Origin of the sequence: Pseudoalteromonas sp. SR43-2 (assembly GCF_014163885.1) — a bacterium.
Lineage (GTDB): Bacteria > Pseudomonadota > Gammaproteobacteria > Enterobacterales > Alteromonadaceae > Pseudoalteromonas > Pseudoalteromonas distincta.
Genome location: NZ_JACJED010000023.1, coordinates 32,270 through 50,775 on the forward strand (window position 1 = coordinate 32,270; position 18,506 = coordinate 50,775).

Consider the following 18,506-nt stretch of genomic DNA (forward strand, 5'->3'; position numbering starts at 1 on the left):
CTATGATTGAGCTTTTGTTTTTACTATTACCCGTTGCCGCTGGTTACGGTTGGATTATGGGTAAAAACAGTGCTAAAAACCAAGCTCATCAACTTAATCGTCAGATCACTTCTGAATATAGCAAAGGCTTAAAATTTCTACTCGATAGAGAAGAAGATCAAGGCTTAGAGCATTTAATCAACTTACTTGAAGTTTCAGCCGACTCTGTTGAACACTATTCTACACTTGCCACCATGTTTCGCCGTAGAGGTGAATTAGACCGCGCAATAAAAATTCACGAACTTCTATTAAAACACCCAAGCTTAAATGAACAACAAGCTGCAACTAGCCGTTTAGAATTAGCCGAAGATTATATAATGGCCGGACTACTAGATAGTGCGGAAGAGCACTTAGTTTGGTTAGTTAAAGCAGGGCATGTAGAAGCGCTGGACCCTATTATCACTTTATATTCGCAAACCCGTGAGTGGGAAAAAGGCATCAATATGTTTGAAGCCCATAGCGAACTATTTTCAAAAGAACAGCAATTTAAAGCAATTGCTAATTTTTATTGTGAGTCAGCTTTAAGTGACAATACACCCCAACTAATGAGAAAAGCGATTAGCTTAAATTATAAAGCCGTGCGTCCGCTTTACGAGTTAGGGTTAGTTGCTTACGCAAAAGAAGATTACGTTAAAGCTATTTATTACTGGCGTGAACTTGTCTCTCAATTTACCTTGTTTGCTCCGTTGTTTATTGATGAACTTGCACACAGTTATAAACAATTGAATTTGACGCATCAATTTCACGAGTTAGTCAGTGACTTGTTAGAGAAGGGCGGTGTATTAATTAAAATAAAGCATTGCCAAGCATTACTTGAGCAAGGTCACACCAAGCAAGCCTTTGAATTTTTAACTGATAGCTTAAAACGTCAACCTACTATTCGTGGTTTTAGTTTTTTACTGCAATTAATGGGTGACCAAAATAAAAATACTAAGGAAGTACTTAACGAAATTGATAAGCTTGTAACCTCTTATATTGCTACAAAACCAGATTTTCAATGCCAGCATTGTGGTTTTACAAGCTACACCATATATTGGAACTGCCCTTCTTGTAAGCATTGGGAAACCATTGTTCCAAGTCGAGGCTTAGACGGATTTTAATAACCCCATAATTTATAACTTTACTGCCATTCACTAGGATAGTTATGTCTTTCGAACACTCAAAAAAAATTCTTATTGCATTAGATTACGATGATCAAGAAGTTGCTTTAAACTTTGTTAAACAACTTTCTCCTGATACTTGCCGTCTCAAGGTCGGCAAAGAAATGTTTACCTATTTTGGACCTGCATTTGTTAAAGAGTTAATTGATTTAGGTTTTGATGTTTTCTTAGATTTAAAGTTTCATGATATTCCTAATACAGTAGCTAAAGCGGTTACTGCAGCTGCTAAAATGGGGGTGTGGATGGTAAACGTTCATGCTTCTGGTGGCTTTGAAATGATGAGCAAAGCTAAATCGGCTCTAGAGCAATTTGGTGACAAAGCGCCATTACTTATCGCTGTGACTGTATTAACAAGTATGGATGAAACAGAACTTAAGCGTTTAGGTGTTGATAAATCAGCTCAAGAGCAAGTTATCTATTTAGCTAAGCTTGCAAAGGAAGCTGGGCTTGATGGTGTCGTGTGCTCTGCACAAGAAGCAAAAGCTTTAAAAACAGAGTTAGGTGATAGCTTTAAGCTTGTTACGCCTGGTATACGCCCTGAAGGGAGTGATGCCGGCGATCAAAAGCGTATAATGACTCCTAAGCAAGCTATAGATTCAGGAAGTGACTATTTAGTGATAGGCAGACCGATTACTCAAGCAGATAATCCTGTAAAAGTGCTTAGTGATGTTAATAACTCTATAGCTTAATTTAACAATAAGCAGTCATATAGTGCTAAAACCCCTTACCTTATGTGAGTTTTATGTTACATTAATAAAATCAAAATGTAGTAGGGGTTTGTTTTGAAGTTATTTTTTGGTTCTATAGTAATTGTTATTGCGGGTTTTTCAGTAAATAAGTACGTTTTTTCTAATAAAGCATACGATGGTGTAACAACCGTTACAGATATAATTCCAACGTACCCAGTCGATATGTTTGATTTTAAAAAAACAATGCAAGATTATGCTCATCATCTGTGTTACAAAAATGAAGATACACTCATATCTCAGCATGTAAGCGTTAGTGAATGTATATCAAAGCTTGATGATAAAAAAACAGAATGTGAAAAAAAGGTTTTTCGTTTGGCGCCGCTCAATCTTGAGTCGGAAGTTGAAGTGCTTGATTATTCAAGGCAATATACGCAATGTACATTGCCTTATAAATATATTTTAGGTTAATCACAAACAGGTATTATTAGTAATTACAGCCAATTATAATTAAGATCTTAAGCGAATGGATTTCGCTTCAATATCTATTAACTCTTGTTTAAATAAGCCACCAATTGCTTTTTTATAATTAGCCTTACTTGTAGAAAACATCTTTTTTATTGCTTCAGGATCAGACTTATCACCAAGTGGAATAACACCGCCTTCGTTTTTAAGCTTTTGCATAATAGTTTCACCAAGGTCACTTACTTTTCCCATACCTGGCTTTTCTAGTACAACATCAATTTTTCCGTCGTCACGTACTTTTTGAATATAGCCTTTAAGCTTTTGACCCACAAATAAGCTTTTAAATACCATATTGTAAAAAACAACACCGAAGTGCGACTCTTCAATTAATACTTTGTAGCCAATATCTGTTTTGCCAGCAACAATTAAATCCACTTCTTGTAAGTGAGTATATTGCGGCTCATCTTTTGATAAGAAACGATTAAAATTGTTTGAGGCACAAATACGTTGGCTTGCATTATCAAGGTACAGACGTACTAAATAAGAATGGCCTTCTTGCATGCGTGGCTTTTGTTCATTAAAAGGTGCAAGCACATCTTTCTCAAGCCCCCAATCTAAAAATGCCCCAATACTATTTATTTCTTTAACGCGTAGTAGGGCATACTCGCCAACTTGAGCATGTGGTTTCTTTATTGTTGCTGTGGCTAAATTAGCATTGTCTAAAAAGATAAATACACTAATACTATCGCCCGCTTCAAGCTCATGTTTTATTTCTTGTTTTGGTAAAAATACTTCACCTAAATCATGGCCGTCTAAGTAAGCACCTTCGTTACTCACTTCTTTTACAAATAATGTTTGTGTGGTTCCTAGGTAACTCATAATTATTCCTGCTCAGGCTTTTTTTTACGGCGCATTGGTGTATCGCCATCAATGTTCATCGGTGCTTTAATTGGTGCTGTAGGCTTTTTAGGTTTAGCTTTGCGCTTAAATGCAGGCTTTTTAACAGCGGCGGCTTTTTCTTTAGATTTGTCCCACGCTGCCTCAGGTTTTTTCTCTTTTAAACCTTTAAACTTAGCTTTTAAGCTCTCTACGCTCGCAAATTTTAATTCGTCATTTAAAAATGCTTTAATAGCTAAATAACTTGCCCAATCTTTTGGGCCAACTAATGAAATTGCATTTCCTTTAAAGCCAGCACGTCCTGTACGACCTATGCGGTGTACATACTCTTCAGCGTGTTTTGGTAAATCAAAGTTAATAACGTGCGTTACGCTTAACAAATCTAAACCACGAGATGCAACGTCGGTGGTAATCAATATTTTAAAGTTCTCGCGACTAAACGAATCCATGATATCTAAACGTTTGTTTTGCGTTAAATCACCAGCAAGCGCTACAGATTTGAAGCCTTTAGCATTAAGGGCTTCACTCAAACGGCTCGTGTCAGAACGCGTTGCTGTGAAGATAATACATTGACCAACATCATCTTGGTTTAAAAAATGCTCTAATAACGCTTCTTTATGATCAAGGTGATCTGCAAGGTATAACGTTTGTTTAATATCACTATGTTGCTCATTTGCTGCACTTAGCGTAATTTGCTTTGGTTTTTTTAATAGGTTACGTGATAGTGCATCTACTTGTGCATGGTCAAGTGTTGCAGAAAACAATAACGTTTGGCGTAATCGGTGATTAGCTTGCTCGTTAATCATTTTTAACTGCTCGGTAAAGCCTAAATCTAAAATACGATCGGCTTCATCAAAAATAAGCAGTTCTAGTCCACTCAATTGCAATGAGCGTTTTGTTATGTGATCAGCTAAACGCCCAGGTGTAGCAACTACGAATTGTGGGTCGTTTCTAAGTGCTTTTATTTGGTCATTAAAGTTTTCGCCGCCAAGTATTTTAACTGCCTTAATCGCTGTGCCAGCAATTAATAAACGCAGCTGAGTAAATACTTGCGTAGCAAGCTCACGCGTAGGAGCAACAATAAGTACACGGGGATCGCGTTTGCTGAGTGCTTTTTGTTTCATAACCCTTTGTACAGCAGGTAATAAAAACGCCAAGGTTTTGCCCGACCCAGTTTTAGACTGAGCGAAAATGTCATGCCCTGCAAGTGCGGTAGGCACTGCATGCGCTTGAATATCGGTGGGCTGGGTGATCCCTTGATGTGCTAATTGTGTTTCAAGGCGTGTATCAATCCCAAGATCAGTAAACTGCAATGTGTGTTTCTCCAAAATGAGCAAATTAACTCTATAAATTTATCAGCGCATTATAGCTTACACAGCTAGGTCGCTAACAGTAAAAACCAATCTATAGCGCTATTTTTTGCAATTAAACTAAAAAAGCGTAAAATACGCGCCCCATATGCGCCGGATTTACGATTCGGTAGACGCCAATATTGGCTAACAAGGCAAAATAGGAAATATAATGACTGTTGTTCATAAAGATAATGTAACGGGCGATCACTTTGTAGTGTGTGCGCTGTATAAGTTTGTAGGTTTACCTGAATTTGAAGCTATCCGTAAGCCATTACTAGAAGTGATGGAAGCAAATGAAGTACGCGGTACTTTATTGCTCGCTGCCGAAGGTATAAACGGCACTGTTTCTGCAAAACGAGAAGGGATAGACAACTTATTAGCATGGCTAGATGAGCAACCAAATTTAAAAAACATCGTTACAAAAGAATCTTACGACGATGAATGTCCGTTTTACCGCACTAAAGTAAAACTAAAAAAAGAAATTGTAACGATGGGCGTTGAAGGCGTAGATCCGCTTAAAGTTGTGGGTAGCTATGTTAAGCCAAATGAGTGGAACGCACTTATATCTGACCCTGAAGTAATTTTAATTGATACACGTAATGATTACGAAATTGAAATTGGTACATTTCAAAATGCGGTCGATCCAAATACCAAAACGTTCCGCGAATTTCCACAGTGGGCAAAAGAAAACTTAGACCCTGAAAAACACAAAAAAGTGGCGATGTTTTGTACCGGCGGTATCCGCTGCGAAAAATCGACAGCCTACATGAAAGAGCAAGGTTTTGATGAAGTTTATCACCTTGAAGGCGGTATCTTAAAATACCTAGAAGAAGTGCCAAAAGAAGAAACCATGTGGGAAGGCGAGTGTTTTGTATTTGATAATCGCGTTGCGGTTGATCATGACCTACAAAAAGGCTCTTATGATCAATGCCACGCGTGTCGTATGCCAATTACAGAAGACGAAAAGTTAAAGCCTGAATACATGGAAGGCGTCTCTTGTCATCATTGTATTGAAGAAGTTACGGATGAACAACGCGCACGTTTTGCAGAGCGCCAAAAGCAAATAGAATTAGCGCAAGCGCGTGGTGAGGGCCATATTGGTAATGAAGCACAAGCTGTTTTACAGCAACGTAAAGAAGCTAAAAAAGCCCAAAAAGACGCTCAGCGCGGTAAATAAATTTATACAATAAGTATCACATTTAAAGAGTCTATTTAGGCTCTTTTTTTGTGCCTAAATTTGTACAGTAATTGTTTTCACACCCCGATGATAGTGTTAATCTGCAAAACAGATTTAGTCATTTTAATGCGCATACAGGAAGGGATTTATGCAAGCCGAACAAGTTGAAATCGCACAATTTTTAGCACAACATCCTCCTTTTGATGACTTACCTCAAAAAGCGCTTAATGAGCTAGCTCAACAAGTAGAAGTGGCTTATTTTAGAGCAAAAACAGATATCTTGAGTTTTGGACAAGACATTTCTGATTTGTATGTAATTAGAAGTGGTTCTGTAGAAATGTATCGCCGAAATGGCGAGCTGTACAATCGTTTGGCTACCGCAGGTATATTTGGTCAAATGGGTTTATTGATGAACCGTAAGGTACGTTTTCCTGCAACTGCTCTGGAAGATACGTTAGTTTATTGCATAAATGTTGAGCTCTTTAATTGTTACTGTGATGAGTTTGATGCGTTTGCTGATTACTTCGAAACAGACGGTAACGTGCGTTTGCATCAAGCTATTGTCGAGCAAGCTGATGGCAATGACCTGACAACCGCGAAGGTAAAATCATTAATTCACAGAGATGTAGTTACCGTAGATGCAACCTCTACGATACAAGATATCGCTAAATTAATGACCGAAGAGGCGGTATCATCAGTGTTGGTAACCGATGTAAATAAACCCATAAATGATGACCCAGAAGAAGATGATGGACAAGTAGTTGGTATAATAACCGATAGGGATTTACGCACTAAAGTAGTGGCTAAAGGGCTTGCCTTTAACACGCAAGCAAAAGACATTATGTCCACTAACTTAGTACTATTAGATGCTAATGACTATATTTTCGAAGCTGTATTGGCCATGCTTAGAGATAACTTACATCATTTGCCAGTAGTACAAAAAAGACGCCCAATAGGCGTTATCTCCCTCTCTGATATTTTGCGTTATGAATCCCAAAGCAGCTTATTACTTGTACGTGGCATACTGGCTCAACAAACAATAGAGGATTTGGCGCATTATGCACGCCAATTGCCCAATGTGTTTGTTCGTATGGTGAATGAAGATGCAAACTCACACATGGTTGGTACAGCCATGGCTGTTATAGGGCGTACATTTAAACAAAGACTACTTGTATTAGCAGAAGAAAAGTTTGGGCCACCTCCTGTGCCTTACTGTTTTATTGCTCTGGGCTCAATGGCTCGAGACGAGCAACTTATTGTAACCGATCAAGACAACGCGCTTATTTTAGATGACAGTTATGACGACGAAAAACATAACGCGTATTTTCAAAATATTGCCGATTTTGTGTGTGATGGTTTAGCGCAGTGTGGTTACACCTACTGTGATGGAGAAATTATGGCGTCGTTTAAAAAATGGCGTAAAACTCGCTCACAGTGGTTCGATCAATTTGCAGATTGGATCGCGCAGCCAAAACCACAAGCTTTGCTTAATAGTTCTATATTTTTTGACTTAGACGGTGTGTGGGGTAAAACCAAGTGGGCCGACGAGCTTAAAATATTTATAGCAAAACAAAGTAAAGTAAATCGCGTATTTTTAGCTAATATGGCAGCAAATGCTAGAAATAGAACACCTCCACTAGGTTTCTTTAAAGGCTTTGTTATGGAGCATAATGGCCAACATAAGCGTTCAATGAACTTAAAGCGAAGAGGGACTGCACCTCTTTCTGATGTTATTCGCGTGCACGCATTGGCTATTGGTTCACGTAAACAAAATTCGTTTGAACGACTAGAAGATATTATTGAAGCGAAACTTTTACCACAGGGTAAAGCGCAAGATTTACGTGATGCACTTGAGTATATTGCCATGATGCGAATTCGCCATCAAGCGTGGCAAATAGAGAAGGGCGAAGAGCCCGATAACGACTTAGATCCGCATTTACTTTCTCCGTTCGAGCAACGAAACTTAAAAGAGGCATTCGCCATTTTAGAAAAAGCACAAAGCTATTTAAAATTTAGCTACACAGCAAACTCTGGTGTGAAGTAGCCTATGAATCCGCGTAATCATAAAGCAATTGATTGGCAAGCTAGGTATAACGAGCTTGCCAATAGCACCAAAAATAAACTCTTAAAACACTTTTATGCGGGTGCTTATAACCAAGACAAAGCTGCAATAAAAGACGTACCTTTTGTAGCAATGGATTTTGAAACAACAGGCTTAAATAGCCAAAACGACGATATAGTGAGTGTTGGTTTAGTGCCGTTCAATTTAGAGCGCATTTATTGTAAGCACAGTCGGCATTGGGTTGTGCAGCCTAGGCGCAACCTTCATGAAGAGTCTATTTTAATACATGGAATAACGCACTCTGAGGTGGACGACGCCCCCGACTTTAATCAAATTATAGAGCCTTTACTTGAAGCGCTCAGTGGTAAAGTTGTCGTGGTGCATTATGCCGCAATAGAACGTCACTTTTTAAATAATGCGTTATTGTTAAGGCTTAAAGAAGGTATTGAGTTTGCACTTGTTGATACAATGGAAATAGAAAAAAGAGCACTAAAAGCAAGGCAGGGTTTATTAGGCCGATTGTTTAACACAAAATTAGGTTCTCTTAGGCTAACAGATTGCCGTGCGCGTTATTCCCTACCAGCATATCAAAATCACAATGCGTTAACGGATGCACTTGCTACAGCAGAACTTTTACAAGCGCAACTGAGTTATCATTATCGTGTAGATACTCCAATCTCAGAGCTGTGGTTCTAGCTTTTAATGACCAAACAAAAAACGCCGCAAAAATTGCGGCGTTTTCGTTACTAATTAAAAGTGTTACTTACTAAAAGTATTATTTAACTGGGCGAGGCTCAGTTCGTAAACCTAAAACTAAACTTAAACACATAAATAATAATACAATAGTAAATGGCAAGCCTGTAGAGACAGCGCCTGCTTGTAGTGCTTCAATTGCTTGTGTGCCACCAATCCAAAGTAAAGCAGCTGCAATTGCGCCCTCAACCGATGCCCAAAATATACGTTGTGGTACCGGTGCATCAATTTTACCGCCAGCTGTAATTGAATCAATTACTAATGAACCAGAGTCAGATGACGTAATGAAAAATACCAACACTAATAAAATTGCAATAAACGATAAAATATTAGATAAAGGTAATTCATCAAGCATTTGGAACATAGCTAAAGGTACATCAGTTAAACCATTAGTGCCTAACGCACCAACACCATTAACTACTTGATCAATCGCAATACCACCGTAAATAGACATCCATAAAACAGTAACTAGAGTAGGAATAAGTAAAACCGCAATTAAGAATTCACGAATTGTACGACCACGTGATACACGCGCGATAAACATACCTACAAACGGTGACCAGGAAATCCACCAAGCCCAGTAAAACACAGTCCAACCATGCATCCATGTTTCGTCTTCACGACCGTGAGGATTACTCAATGGAATAATATTTTCTACATAGCCCATCACGGTAGTGGGTACATTACCCATTGCTACAGCAAAGCCTACTAAACATACAAACAATAATAATGAAAACGCAATTAACATATTTACATTACTTAGTAGTTTCACACCACCGTCAATACCACGAACCACAGAGACAATAGCTAAAAGTGTTACACCCGCAATAACTAGAATTTGAGAGCCAATGCCACCTTCTGTACCAAATACGTGGTTAATGCCTGCAGAAGCTTGCTGCGCACCTAAACCTAAAGATGTTGCAAGGCCAAATAACGTAGCAAGTACAGCTAAGATATCAATGATATGGCCAGGCCAACCCCACGCTCTATCACCTAATATAGGGTAAAAAATAGAACGAATTGAAAGCGGTAAACCTTTGTTATAGGTAAAAAACGCAAGAGATAAACCAACAACAGCGTAAATAGCCCAAGGGTGAAGACCCCAATGAAACATAGTTGCGCCCATTGCTAATTTTGCAGCTTCTGGTGTATTAGCGGCTACATTAAGCGGTGTTTCGTACCAACCAGTAAAGTAAGCAACTGGTTCAGCAACGCCCCAAAACATAAGGCCGATACCCATACCGGCAGCAAATAACATAGCAAGCCATGAAACGCGAGAGTGAGAAGGTTTAGCGTCATCACCACCAAGGCGAATATTACCGTAAGGAGAAACAATAAGTGCTAAACAAAAGAGTACAAAGAAGTTAGCAGCCCACATAAATAGGGCATCAAAATTATTAATAATATCGGTCTTGATACTATCAAGCGCTGTTTTTGCAGTTTGTGGGTCGGTAACAAGTATGGCGATTAAAAAGATGACAATCAGGCCCGCACTAGTTCCAAAAACAGGGTTGTGAATATCAAACCCCCATTTTTGTACGTTGTCCTGACCTACGGTGTAATCCGTGTTGTCAATACTATATTTGTCATGATTTTCCTTCATGCAATACCTCTTTAGTTGTCCTAACAAGCCAAAATAAATTCGGCGTCATGTCGAATTACATTAGTCTTTAAATATTAAGTAAAAAGTAATACCGTAATTATTTGAAGACTAACTAATTTGAAGCGTGATCATACAGCTAGTAGTGTATGAGTTAAATATTAAATGTAAATGAATTTGTATTTAAAACGCTGTTTATATGGCCGAATTCATTATTCTTTCATTTAAAAGCCCTAAATTTAAAAATTCAGTGAACGTTAAAATTTAGTTTGCTATTAAAAGTATTAATTTACTTGATTAAGTAAAAAAAGATCATTTTTAAGTAGCTTAATTAATGCTTAAATATTAGGACTTGTTAGTTTTTTAGGATTGAAATTTGTTTAATTTAGGCGCAATTTAATCGCTCCTAGTTTTATAGCTTAGTGGTTCGGTAACAGCTTATGCGTTATTTTTCATGTTTGCATGCACGTAGAAATAATCAAAAACCGGCTAGCAAAGAGCAAATTTCTCTTCAAGGCTATTATAAATTTATAAGCCGATAAGCATCTTTAATCAAGTTGTAATATGAATATGATTTAACATAACACTAAGCTATATTTTATAAATAGATAGGCAAAGGATTAATACTATTATGCGAGAAAGCGTTACAAACGATACCAATCAAAACGAACTTGTTAAACGCTTTTGCAGCGTTAGAGACGAAAGCCTAGCTATTATTGAACCACTCACTGTAGAAGATTGCCAATTACAAGCTATGGCTGATGCCAGTCCCACTAAATGGCATTTAGCGCATACCACGTGGTTTTTTGAAACGTTTTTACTTAGTGTTTATTGTAAACAGTACGCAGTGTTTAATCCTCACTACAAAATGCTTTTTAATTCTTACTACAATGGGATTGGAGAGCAATTTAAACGGGCAAATAGAGGAAGCTTATCTAGGCCAGGTTTAGACGAAGTGCTAGCTTACAGAGAACATGTAGATAGCCGCGTGATTGAATTACTTAAGACTGACGTTAACCCGCACATTAAAGATATTATTGAACTTGGGGTACACCACGAGCAACAGCATCAAGAACTGATGCTTATGGACATCAAATATAACTTTTCAGTAAATCCATTATTTCCTCAATATAAAACATCGCTTTTAAATAGCCAAAAAAAATCAGCTGATATTAAACCCCTTAACTTTATCAATTTTGAACAAGCTATTATTAATATTGGCACAAATGCCGACGATGAATTTGCATATGATAACGAGTGCCCCAAACACCAAGTACTAATTCATCCATTCAGTTTTGCTAATAGATTGGTCACTAATGGTGAATATTTAGACTTTATAAATGCCGGTGGATATAGCAATCCACAATATTGGTTAAGCGACGGTTGGGCGCATATTCAAAACACTCGTTTAACGCATCCATTATATTGGCATTGCATAAATAACGAATGGTTTGAGTTTACACACTATGGATTGCAGCCATTAAATTTAAGTGCCCCCATCAGCCATGTTAGTTATTTTGAGGCCAGCGCCTACGCTAATTTTGTAAAGGCTCGCTTGCCTACAGAGTTCGAGTGGGAATATGCAGCTAAAAATACACCTTTAACAGACACTAATAATAACTACCTAACACCACAACAAGCAAAAGATGATACTGAAATAAACCAGTTAACGGATTCATGTTGGCAATGGACAAACAGTGCATATTTGCCATACCCCGGTTTTAAGCCTATTGAAGGAGTAGCAGGGGAATACAATGGTAAATTTATGAATAACCAAATGGTGTTACGGGGCGGGTGTGTGTTTACCCCTCAAAACCATTTACGACAAACATACCGAAATTTTTATTACCCATATCAAGCGTGGATGTGCAGCGGGATAAGACTAGCTAAGGATATAGTATGAGCCAAGTAACAGCGATTAAACAAAGTAACATAACCGACACTGAATTTTTAAACGACGTGATAAGCGGATTAACTCAACAACAAAAAACGCTTCCGTGTAAGTATTTTTACGATGATAAAGGTGCTGCATTATTCGAGCAAATAACATCCTTACAAGAGTATTATGTTACACGTACGGAGTTGTCTATTTTAGAGGAATACTCGCAGTCAATTGCTCAAATGCTACCTGAAAACCTTTCTATTATTGAGCCTGGGTGTGGTTCGGGTAAAAAGGTCGCGTATTTATTAGCGCACATGGCAAACGTAAAAACCTTCGTACCGTTTGAAATTTCTGAGGAGATGCTCAGTTATTCACTTGCACATTTGTCACCGTTATTTCCAGATTTGGCAATTTCGCCATTGCTAGGAGACTTTACACATAGCCAAATGGTTAAACAGCTAACCAAAGACACCGCTTTAGATAGTCAAACCAATTTGGTGTATTTTCCAGGCTCTACTCTTGGTAATTTTGCCCCAGTTAAAGCTATAGAAATTATGAATAATTTCCATCGCTTATGTGGTGTAAACGGTTATGTATTAATTGGGGTTGATTTAGTAAAAGAGCGCCAAGTGTTACTCAATGCATATAACGATAAAGCGGGAATCACCGCTGCATTTAATAAAAATTTACTACAACGTATTAATAACGAGCTAAACGGCACATTTAATATAGATAACTTTAGCCACGAGTCACGCTTTAACGAGCAACATAGCCGTATTGAAATGCATTTAGTAAGTAACTGTAATCAAAGCGTGATTATAAATGATCAGCAAATAGACTTTATTGAAGGCGAAAGTATCCATACAGAAAACTCTCATAAGTACACGCTCGAATCGTTTAAGCAGCTTGCCGCGCAAGCTAATTTAAAGTTAGAGCAAACATGGCAAGACGATAGTAACTATTTTGCCCTGTGTTTATTAAGACCGCTTTAAGCATTACTTAAGTTATGTTTAGTAAATGACAACTTTAGCATTGCTAAACTCATAGCTTAGCAATGCACCATTATTTGATTGCTGTATAAGCTTAGCTTTATTTAAACCATGTAGTCTAAATAGCAGGGGGGCAATAACAGATACCGCAGAGCCCGTTGCACTGTCCTCATTTACTCCAAACTGGGGGGCAAAATATCTAAAATGCGCTATGGCATTTTTTTTGTCTATATTTTTTATACTAAGCGCTATAACTGCATTTTTATGGAGTTTATTTAACGCTTTAAAATCAACGTGTAAGCTTTTTAAATCGTCTTTTTCAACGTCTTTACTAAATTCTTCATTAAATAACACAACCGTATAACCGTTATTTTCGCCGGCACTGTAGGCTGCTTTTATTGCTAATGAAAACACACTTTGTAACTCACCTTTAGCTAATTCGCTTTTTTTAGGCTCTATACTTTTTAGTAACAACTGGGCGCGTTGTTTTTTTACTCTTATAGTAAAACGCTCATGACTCATTGATATAAATACTTCAGGACAATAACCAAAATACTTTATTAAAAAATTAGCGGCCGCTAAAGTACCATGCCCACAGCGTTTAATTTCACTTGTTTGGTTAAACCAGCGAATATTACAATGGCGTTTAGTTATCTCATTTTGATTTAAAAATACGGTAGCAGGGTGGTTTGATTGTGATGCAATATATTGCATTGTTTTTGATGTTAACCCAATTTTATAAATAACAATTAAAGCACTTGAGCCTTTTAAGTTATTTGCAGGGCTATAAAAAACAGATTCGGTGGAAGTGAGTTTTATAAAGCGAAGCGTAAGCCATTTGGGCTTACGCTTCGTTAAACAAAGAGTGTTATCCTTTGCTTGCATACGCGTCGTTATGAACGCCCGCAGCACGACCTGATGGATCTGCATTGTTTTGGAACGATGCGTCCCATGCAAGTGCTTCAGGAGTCGAACACGCTACCGATTTACCATGTGGCACACATTTAGCTGATGCATCACCAGGAAAGTGCGATTCAAAAATAGTACGGTAGTAGTAAGCTTCTTTTGAATCTGGCGTATTAATAGGGTATTTAAATTTAGCATTTGCAAGCTCTTGATCGCTCACTTGCTCATTTACAAACTCTTTTAACGTATCAATCCAACTGTAACCAACACCGTCTGAAAATTGCTCTTTTTGGCGCCATAAAACTTCATCAGGCAAGTAGCCATCAAAACCTTCACGTAAAATGTGTTTTTCGATTTTGCCATCTTTACACATTTTGGCTTCAGGGTTGATACGCATAGCAACATCAACAAATTCTTTATCAAGGAACGGTACACGTGCTTCAACGCCCCATGCTGCCATTGATTTATTAGCACGTAAACAGTCAAACATATGCAGTTTTGATACTTTACGGTTTAGCTCTTCATGAAACTCTTGTGCGTTAGGGGCTTTATGGAAGTATAAGTAACCACCAAATAGCTCATCAGCACCTTCGCCAGATAACACCATTTTAATGCCCATTGCTTTAATTTGGCGAGCCATTAAGTACATAGGTGTAGAGGCACGAATCGTTGTTACATCATACGTTTCAATGTGGTAAATCACTTCACGCAGTGCATCAATACCTTCTTGAATGGTAAAAATGATAGGGTGGTGAATAGTGCCAATCATGTCAGCTACTTTTTGGGCCGCGGCTAAATCAGGTGAGCCCTCAAGGCCTACTGAAAAAGAATGCAACTTAGGCCACCATGCATCGCTTTCGTCGTTATCTTCAATACGTTTTGCAGCAAAACGCTGGGTAATAGCAGAGATAACCGATGAGTCTAAACCACCAGAAAGTAATACACCGTATGGTACATCACACATTAGCTGGCGTTTAACGGCCGCTTCTAATGCATCTTTAACGTCTTGCGCTTGTGCGCTGTTATCTTTAACTGCATCAAATGTTTCCCAATCACGCTTGTAATAAGGCGTCATTTTGCCATCTTTGCTGTACAGGTAATGCCCTGGTGGAAATTCTTCAATATGCTTACAAATTGGAGAAAGAGCTTTTAGCTCAGAAGCAACGTAAAAGTTACCGTGCTCGTCATGACCGGTGTAAAGCGGGATAATACCAATATGGTCACGGCCAATTAAGTAAGCGTCATTTTCTTCATCGTATAAACAAAATGCAAAAATGCCATTTAGATCATCTAAAAAGTCAGGCCCTTTTTGTTTATAAAGCGCTAAAATAACTTCACAGTCTGATTGAGTTTGAAAAGTAAAATCAACATCTAGCTCTGCTGCAAGTTCTTTATGATTATAAATCTCGCCATTAACCGCTAAAATATTTGTTTTTTCAGGATTGTATAAAGGCTGTGCACCGCTTGATACACCAACAATAGCTAAACGCTCATGTACTAAAATAGCTTTTTCAGATGCATATACGCCAGACCAATCTGGGCCACGGTGTCTAAGCAGCTTGGACATTTCAATTGCTTGGGTACGCAATTGAGCGGGATCAGATTTAATATCTAATACCCCAAAAATTGAACACATAGTAACTCCTCATTCCTATTATGTGTGCAGCAAAGCCAATTTGCTGTGCTGCGAAACCTTGTTTTATCAGAAAAAATTACTCAAGTCACATAGCTTTTACAATTAATTAAGAATAATTTATGCACCAACTTACATGCAACCGCACCAAAGTGGTTAATGCGTAGTGCCTGCTGCTATTTTTACGTCGTTATTATTGTTCAAAGCTTGTGCAATCATCACTTTTAGCGCGTTAATAACAGTGTCTTCACACATGCTAGGTGCGCCATTGTGGTGCACAGCTTGGCTTGGTAAATAAGGAATATGCACAAAGCCACCTTTCATTACAGCGCAGTGATCATTTATGTAATGCATAAGGCCATACATAACGTGATTGCATACATACGTACCTGCCGTATTGGAAATGGCAGCAGGTATATTGCTGTTGTGCAGTGCTTGTAACATACGCTTTATTGGCAAGTTAGTGAAATAGGCATCAGGGCCATTTTTTTCTATTGGTGTATCGACAGGTTGCTTACCTGCATTGTCTTTAATGTGTGCATCATCAACGTTTATTGCAATACGCTCAATTGATATTTCGCTGCGCCCACCGGCTTGGCCTATACATAAAACAACCGTCGGATTGTGCGACTCAATGGCGTTTATAAGCTGACTAATAGACGTATTAAACTCAAAGGAAAGTTCTAGTGTACTTATTTTGTGTTTCATGATGATAGTTTCATCAAGTTTTTGCACTGCTTGCCAAGAAGGATTGATAGTTTCGCTACCAAAAGGCGCAAAGCCGGTTATTAATACACACGCCATAGAAGAAGTTGATTTAGTCATTACACACCAAGCTATACATAAAAATAATATTAACGGCGAGTAAGGTAACTGCCGTCTGAATTTGAACCTTTATTACATAGTACTTATCTTTTAAGTCTAAAAGAGCTGCAGGAAGAATATTAAATTTGCTGCCATAGGCGTCATTAACATACTGCAATAGTCGCTATACATGACGAGCGCAACTAATGGAGCAGGGCTTGCGCCATGACCTTCAATTAAAAATGCCATACCTACACAATACAAAACAACCATCATAAACGATTATCAGGGCCAATAATTTAAGTCGAACATAGCTTTCCTATTTATTTTTAGAATATTTTTATAGGTTATTTTTAAGTGCAAGGCTCAATTGATGTAGGTGTCCGTCAAGTTTCTGCTTCGCATTTGCTGCTTCTTCAAACGTTACAAATTTAAACTCAACAGTATCTAAAGGTCTAAACTGTGCAAATTGACGTAAGTCGGCTTCAATAACAGTCCCTAGCAGAGGGTAGCCCCCTGTAGTTTGGCCATCATTTAGTAACACAATTGGCTCTCCACTTGGTGGCAGTTGAATACTCCCAGGGCTCACCCCTAATGATGGCAAAGAGTGCGAATGCCCCAAATTATTTTTATGCTCAAGCCTTACACCCATTCGGTTACTATTATTGCTGACTTTAAAAGCGGTAGACACAAAGTTGCTAAGTATAGTCTCGCCTAATAAGTCGGCATGAGGACTTGGATGCAGGCGTATAAGTTTGCGCTGGGCGGGAGCAATTGCGCCTACCTTTATAAACTCTCCATAATAAGGAGTAATAGGTATTTCATCACCAGTGGTGAGAGATCTACCTTCAAAACCACCAAAACATGCGTTTAAATCTGTAGATTTAGAACCCATAACCTCAGCATTTTGTATACCGCCTTTCACTGCTAAATAAGCTCTTAAGCCCGCTCTACCAGTAGCAAAACTTAGGACTTGTTTGTTTTTTACTGCGTATGTCCAACCAGGATAAATTGCATGTCCATCAAGGGTTGCTTGCAAATCTGCACCATGAAGCGCTATTACTGTGTCGCAGGTAAATTCCAGTTCGCACAAACCTACAGTTATTTCTAAAACGGCATCATTGTCGTTATTGTTAAGTAATCTATTAGCAATGATTTGTGCAATAGGGTCTAGGCTGCCCGCTTTGCTTACACCTAAATGGCGGTAGCCTTCACGGCCAAAATCTTGAATTGTAAGTAATACACCACTTTTAAGTACTTTAATCATGATTTGCTCCTTTATTAACGAGCGGAACAAATTCAAGCGTATCGCCTGGTTGAATTAAACAAGGTTGCTCAGAGGTCGAATCAAACAAAGCAGTATCTGTATGACCTATTATATGCCAACCACCTGGGGTATCTGCGGGGTAAATGCCGGTTTGTGCAGCACCTATCGCAACAGAGCCTTTAGGAACCCTAGTGCGTGGCTCATCACGTCTTGGTGTATGTAATTGCTCATTTAAGCCATGTAGGTAAGCAAAACCGGGCTGAAAGCCTAAAAATAAAACGTGGTACTTGGTTTTACTATGAATATTAATAACTTCATCGGCACTTAAATTATGATAGCGAGCCACGTAATTAATGTCCTCACCCTTGTATGAGGTTTTGATTAAGTGATGCTGCCCCTTAAAAGTACTCGTTTTAATCTCATTCCACAGCGAAGGTAGCACTTGTAACCACTTATTTAAGTGTTTATCTGATTTTAAATAGAGAGTGAGCGAGTTCATGGCGGGCACCAAATCGCTAAATTCATCAGTGCTTTTACAGTGGCTAGCTAGAGCCCAAATTTTCTTTTGAATAGAGAGTCTATCTGTAGCGTCTAAATGCGATGCATCAAACAGTAAACTACTGTTTGTTAATGCATAAATATGAGGAGCTGGCTTCATTAAATAAACCTATTTGTACAACATTATTTAAACGTAACACAGTTTTATTAATTTATTTACACCATTGCGACTAAGTGGTTATGTTTATTGCCCAACTTACTTTAAGAGTAGTTTTATATTCAATTAATCGTATTTAACTTATTGAAGACCAAAACTTAATACGCTTCGTACTAAAT

The 18,506-nt window shown here is 38.2% G+C and carries 16 protein-coding genes and 1 pseudogene; 8 read left to right on the plus strand and 9 right to left on the minus strand.

Going from position 1 to position 18,506, the window contains the following annotated elements; all coding sequences use genetic code 11:
• Positions 1-2 precede the first annotated feature (2 nt).
• The 3 genes from lapB (at position 3) to H5120_RS17150 (ending at position 2,356) form a co-directional block, all read left to right on the plus strand.
• Positions 3-1,139, plus strand: a complete 1,137-nt coding sequence (lapB, locus tag H5120_RS17140; protein ID WP_002961182.1) for a lipopolysaccharide assembly protein LapB — start codon at positions 3-5, stop codon at positions 1,137-1,139.
• A 44-nt stretch (positions 1,140-1,183) separates the two neighbouring features.
• Complete coding sequence (gene pyrF, locus H5120_RS17145; protein ID WP_002961184.1) at positions 1,184-1,888, plus strand: orotidine-5'-phosphate decarboxylase; 705 nt, start codon at positions 1,184-1,186, stop codon at positions 1,886-1,888.
• Between the two features lie 93 nt (positions 1,889-1,981).
• Positions 1,982-2,356 carry a hypothetical protein gene (locus tag H5120_RS17150; protein ID WP_024595713.1) on the plus strand — a complete coding sequence of 125 codons (375 nt, stop codon included), beginning with the start codon at positions 1,982-1,984 and terminating at the stop codon, positions 2,354-2,356.
• Between the two features lie 39 nt (positions 2,357-2,395).
• Here the strand turns inward: H5120_RS17150 and H5120_RS17155 are convergent, their stop codons facing one another.
• Both H5120_RS17155 and H5120_RS17160 read right to left on the minus strand, forming a co-directional pair.
• A complete protein-coding gene (locus tag H5120_RS17155) occupies positions 2,396-3,229 on the minus strand; it encodes a S1 RNA-binding domain-containing protein (RefSeq protein WP_002961188.1) in 834 nt (277 codons plus the stop codon).
• 2 nt (positions 3,230-3,231) lie between these two features.
• Positions 3,232-4,560: a DEAD/DEAH box helicase gene (locus tag H5120_RS17160; RefSeq protein ID WP_002961190.1), complete on the minus strand. Its 1,329-nt coding sequence runs from the start codon at positions 4,558-4,560 to the stop codon at positions 3,232-3,234.
• A gap of 208 nt (positions 4,561-4,768) precedes the next feature.
• Between H5120_RS17160 and H5120_RS17165 the strand changes: the two genes are divergently transcribed.
• The 3 genes from H5120_RS17165 (at position 4,769) to H5120_RS17175 (ending at position 8,534) form a co-directional block, all read left to right on the plus strand.
• Positions 4,769-5,776, plus strand: a complete 1,008-nt coding sequence (locus H5120_RS17165; RefSeq protein ID WP_002961191.1) for a rhodanese-related sulfurtransferase — start codon at positions 4,769-4,771, stop codon at positions 5,774-5,776.
• 148 nt (positions 5,777-5,924) lie between these two features.
• Positions 5,925-7,820, plus strand: a complete 1,896-nt coding sequence (locus tag H5120_RS17170; protein WP_182675597.1) for a DUF294 nucleotidyltransferase-like domain-containing protein — start codon at positions 5,925-5,927, stop codon at positions 7,818-7,820.
• A 3-nt stretch (positions 7,821-7,823) separates the two neighbouring features.
• Positions 7,824-8,534: a 3'-5' exonuclease gene (locus tag H5120_RS17175; protein ID WP_033039579.1), complete on the plus strand. Its 711-nt coding sequence runs from the start codon at positions 7,824-7,826 to the stop codon at positions 8,532-8,534.
• Between the two features lie 79 nt (positions 8,535-8,613).
• On the opposite strand, the gene H5120_RS17180 is transcribed toward H5120_RS17175, so the two are convergent.
• Positions 8,614-10,194 carry a BCCT family transporter gene (locus H5120_RS17180; protein WP_002961195.1) on the minus strand — a complete coding sequence of 527 codons (1,581 nt, stop codon included), beginning with the start codon at positions 10,192-10,194 and terminating at the stop codon, positions 8,614-8,616.
• 628 nt (positions 10,195-10,822) lie between these two features.
• Between H5120_RS17180 and egtB the strand changes: the two genes are divergently transcribed.
• Positions 10,823-12,094 carry an ergothioneine biosynthesis protein EgtB gene (gene egtB, locus H5120_RS17185; RefSeq protein WP_182675598.1) on the plus strand — a complete coding sequence of 424 codons (1,272 nt, stop codon included), beginning with the start codon at positions 10,823-10,825 and terminating at the stop codon, positions 12,092-12,094.
• On the plus strand, positions 12,091-13,065 hold the full coding sequence (gene egtD, locus H5120_RS17190; protein ID WP_182675599.1) for an L-histidine N(alpha)-methyltransferase: 975 nt from the start codon (positions 12,091-12,093) through the stop codon (positions 13,063-13,065). Before egtB ends, egtD begins: the two co-directional genes overlap by 4 nt.
• Before the next feature lie 18 nt (positions 13,066-13,083).
• Here egtD and H5120_RS17195 read toward each other — a convergent pair whose 3' ends face one another.
• The 6 genes and pseudogenes from H5120_RS17195 to pxpB form a co-directional block, all read right to left on the minus strand.
• A complete protein-coding gene (locus H5120_RS17195) occupies positions 13,084-13,947 on the minus strand; it encodes a PhzF family phenazine biosynthesis protein (protein WP_182675600.1) in 864 nt (287 codons plus the stop codon).
• Complete coding sequence (asnB, locus tag H5120_RS17200; RefSeq protein WP_138489011.1) at positions 13,931-15,604, minus strand: asparagine synthase B; 1,674 nt, start codon at positions 15,602-15,604, stop codon at positions 13,931-13,933. The genes H5120_RS17195 and asnB overlap by 17 nt, the downstream gene beginning before the upstream one ends.
• 153 nt (positions 15,605-15,757) lie before the next feature.
• Positions 15,758-16,426, minus strand: coding sequence for a pyroglutamyl-peptidase I (gene pcp / locus H5120_RS17205; protein ID WP_182675601.1), 669 nt, complete (start codon positions 16,424-16,426; stop codon positions 15,758-15,760).
• Positions 16,419-16,684 (minus strand): annotated as a pseudogene (locus tag H5120_RS20285) (5-oxoproline transporter, DUF979 family subunit); the annotation flags it as partial. The gene pcp and the pseudogene H5120_RS20285, both read right to left, overlap by 8 nt.
• Before the next feature lie 61 nt (positions 16,685-16,745).
• Positions 16,746-17,672: a biotin-dependent carboxyltransferase family protein gene (locus H5120_RS17215; protein WP_182675602.1), complete on the minus strand. Its 927-nt coding sequence runs from the start codon at positions 17,670-17,672 to the stop codon at positions 16,746-16,748.
• On the minus strand, positions 17,665-18,330 hold the full coding sequence (gene pxpB / locus H5120_RS17220) for a 5-oxoprolinase subunit PxpB (RefSeq protein WP_182675603.1): 666 nt from the start codon (positions 18,328-18,330) through the stop codon (positions 17,665-17,667). Before pxpB ends, H5120_RS17215 begins: the two co-directional genes overlap by 8 nt.
• Positions 18,331-18,506 lie beyond the last annotated feature (176 nt).